Source organism: Mesorhizobium sp. M7A.F.Ca.CA.004.04.2.1, assembly GCF_004022825.1.
GTDB lineage: Bacteria > Pseudomonadota > Alphaproteobacteria > Rhizobiales > Rhizobiaceae > Mesorhizobium.
The window spans coordinates 1-3020 of record NZ_RZPH01000759.1; the positions used below are offsets into that span (position 1 = coordinate 1).

4 protein-coding genes are annotated in these 3020 nt (G+C 62.6%); 3 read left to right on the forward strand and 1 reads right to left on the reverse strand.

What is annotated here, in order from left to right; genetic code table 11:
• Together EN893_RS26480 and EN893_RS26485 are read left to right on the forward strand one after the other, a co-directional pair.
• Positions 1 to 263 (forward strand): NUDIX domain-containing protein (locus EN893_RS26480; RefSeq protein ID WP_164901117.1); only part of this gene is annotated, 263 nt, incomplete at its 5' end.
• Positions 256 to 867 carry an HAD family phosphatase gene (locus EN893_RS26485; RefSeq protein ID WP_127268825.1) on the forward strand — a complete coding sequence of 204 codons (612 nt, stop codon included), beginning with the start codon at positions 256 to 258 and terminating at the stop codon, positions 865 to 867. The genes EN893_RS26480 and EN893_RS26485, both read left to right, overlap by 8 nt.
• A gap of 66 nt (positions 868 to 933) precedes the next feature.
• On the opposite strand, the gene EN893_RS26490 is transcribed toward EN893_RS26485, so the two are convergent.
• Positions 934 to 2067 (reverse strand): site-specific DNA-methyltransferase, encoded by a 1134-nt coding sequence (locus EN893_RS26490; RefSeq protein WP_127268824.1) that lies wholly within the window; start codon positions 2065 to 2067, stop codon positions 934 to 936.
• A 176-nt stretch (positions 2068 to 2243) separates the two neighbouring features.
• Between EN893_RS26490 and EN893_RS26495 the strand changes: the two genes are divergently transcribed.
• Positions 2244 to 2930 (forward strand): HAD family phosphatase, encoded by a 687-nt coding sequence (locus EN893_RS26495; RefSeq protein ID WP_127268823.1) that lies wholly within the window; start codon positions 2244 to 2246, stop codon positions 2928 to 2930.
• The last annotated feature ends 90 nt before the right edge of the window (positions 2931 to 3020 follow it).

Below are 3020 nucleotides of genomic sequence, written 5' to 3' on the forward strand. Positions count from 1 at the left end.
GACAGGCGGAAGCGGCCGCGCCCTTTCCCGGCGACTGGCGGTATGCGGGCCGCATTGCGCATGTCTTCACGCATTTCGCTCTCCAACTCGAAGTCTTTCACGCTCACATCAAAGGTGATGCGCCAGACGGGCATTTCTGGTCGCTCGCTCACGAGATTTCCGGCGAGGCGCTGCCGACTGTCATGAAAAAGGCAATCGAGGCTGCGATACCCGGCGCGACGAAAAAGCCGTCGCCACACAGTGCAAAGAGGCCCCATGACTGAAATACGCCACATCGTTTTCGACATCGGCAGAGTGCTGATCCACTACGATCCCAACATTCCGTTCAGCCGCCTCATTCCGGATGCCGAAGAGAGAAAGTGGTTTTTCGACAATGTCTGCACGCATGATTGGAACATCGAGCAGGATCGCGGCCGCACCTGGGAAGAGGCCGAGGCGCTGCTGATCGCGGACCATCCCGATCACGCGGAAAACATCCGCGGGTTCCGCCGCCACTGGCACGAGATGGTTCCACATGCCTATGACGACAGTGTCGCCATCATGCTCGGTCTGATCGAGAGCGGCCACGACGTGACCATGCTGACCAACTTCGCCAGCGACACGCTGGCCGAAGCCCGCGAGCGCTTCGATTTCCTCAACCGCCCGCGCGGCGTCACCATCTCGGGCGAGATCGGCATGATCAAGCCGGATCGCGGCATCTACGATCACCACGTCGCCGCATTCGGCCTCGAACCGGCGGCCACGCTGTTCATCGATGACAGCCAGAAGAACGTCGATGGCGCGAAGGCGGCAGGCTGGCAGTCGGTGCTGTTCACCGATGCAGAGACGCTTCAAGCAGACCTCGAACGTCTCGGAATCAAGGCTTGATTTGAATCACTTCGCGCGATCCGTTGAGCCTTTGAATCAACGGCATTCGAAGCAATTGGCAGGGGTTCAGGCCCCTGCCCGCTCCATGCCGAGCCGCGCGATGCGGCGAAGCTCGTCGATCGGGGTCAGGCCACCGCTGCGCTCATAATGCCAGAAGGTCCAGCCGTTGCAGGCATCCAGCCCCTGCACTTCGGCGCCGATCTTGTGGATCGAACCGGCGCTGTCGCCGATCGCCACAGTACCGTCGGCGCGCACCTTGGCGGCCCAGCGCTTCTTGGCGTCGTAGAGCGTCGCACCCGGCATCATCAGGCCGGTGTCGATCAGGCTGACGAAAGCAACGCGCGGCTCGGCGCGCTTGCCGGTCAGCACGGTGAGATCGGCGCCATCCAGTGGCCGCACCGCGTCGATGCGCTCGTTGGCGGCGTCGATATAGGCCTGCTCGCGTTCGATGCCGACGAAATGGCGGCCGAGACGCTTGGCCACCGCGCCGGTGGTGCCGGAGCCGAAAAAGGGATCGAGCACGATGTCGCCCGGTTTGGTCGAGGCCATCATGATGCGGGCAAGCAGCGCTTCCGGCTTCTGCGTCGGGTGCAGCTTGTCGCCATTGTCGTTCTTCAGCCGCTCGCCGCCGGTGCAGATCGGAAACAGCCAGTCGGAGCGCATCTGGATATCGTCGTTGGACGCCTTCATCGCTTCGTAGTTGAAAGTGTACCCCTTGCCCTTCTGGTCGCGGGTGGCCCAGATCATCGTCTCATGCGCGTTCTGGAAGCGGCGGCCGCGGAAATTCGGCATCGGGTTGGTCTTGCGCCAGACCACGTCGTTGAGGATCCAGAAGCCGAGATCCTGCATCTTGGCGCCGACACGGAAGATGTTGTGATAGGAGCCGATGACCCAGATGGTGCCGTTGGGTTTCAGCACCCGGCGCGCCGCCAGCAGCCAGGCCCGCGTGAAAGCGTCATAGGCCTCGAAACTCTCGAACTGGTCCCATTCGTCATCGACGGCGTCGACCTTCGACTGGTCGGGGCGGTGCAGGTCGCCGTCGAGCTGCAGATTGTAGGGCGGATCGGCGAAGATGACGTCGATCGATTTTTCGGGCAGCCGGTCGAGCGCGGCGACGCAGTCGCCCTTGAGGATCGTGTCCAGCCATTCGGATTGCTGGGGGGCGTGGGATAGCTCGTCGAGAAGACGCACGGCAGACATTCTGACACCCAGGGCACGCGTTACTGTTTACTCCTGGTTATGGTTACCGATCAGCGTAAATATTCCGTGAAGGCCAAGGCACGGGTGGGGCGAATTTGCGAAGGCGGCCCTGTTGGTGTATGCCGCGCCGCCTGAGCCTTCCGAGGCCACTTCGCCCTCCCATTGTCCGGATCACCATGCCCCAGCCAGACCTTGTCATCTTCGATTGCGACGGCGTGCTCGTCGATTCCGAGATCATCGCCGCCCGTGTCGACGCCGAGCTTTTGACCTTGGCAGGATACGAGATATCGGCTGAGGAGATTTCGGAGAGCTATGCCGGCCTGACCTTCAAGGACATCATGCTGCGGGTCGAGGAAAAGTCCCGCATCCCCTTCCAGGCCTCTCTGATCGACAGGGAGGAACAATTGGTCGACCGCAAACTGCGCAGCGACGTCCGCGCCATCGATGGCGCGCGCGAGGCCGTTGCCGCGGTAACCGTGCCGCGCTGCGTCTGCTCGAATTCACGCTCCGAGCGGATCGAATTCATGCTGGAGAAGGTGCATCTTTTGCCGTTTTTCGCCGACCGGATTTTTTCGGCGATGGAAACACCGACCGGGAAAACGAAACCGGCGCCGGACGTGTTCCTGTTCGCGGCGGAGAAACTCAACGCCAACCCGGCAAACACTTTCGTCATCGAGGATTCCGTGCACGGCGTCCACGGCGCAAGGGCGGCGGGCATGCGGGTGATCGGCTTCACCGGAGCCGCCCACAGCTATCCCGGCCATGCCGACGCGCTCACCGAGGCCGGCGCCGAGACGGTGATCCGCCGCTGGGCGGAGCTGAAAAGCGTGATCGCGGCGCTGTCGGAGTGGTCGGACGCCTGAGAAGCGTGCGCCGCGACGCACGCCTCATGCAACTGCCGAGACCTAGTTCGTCGCGGCAGCCCTCTTGCGGCGGGGCTTTTTTGGCTTGTT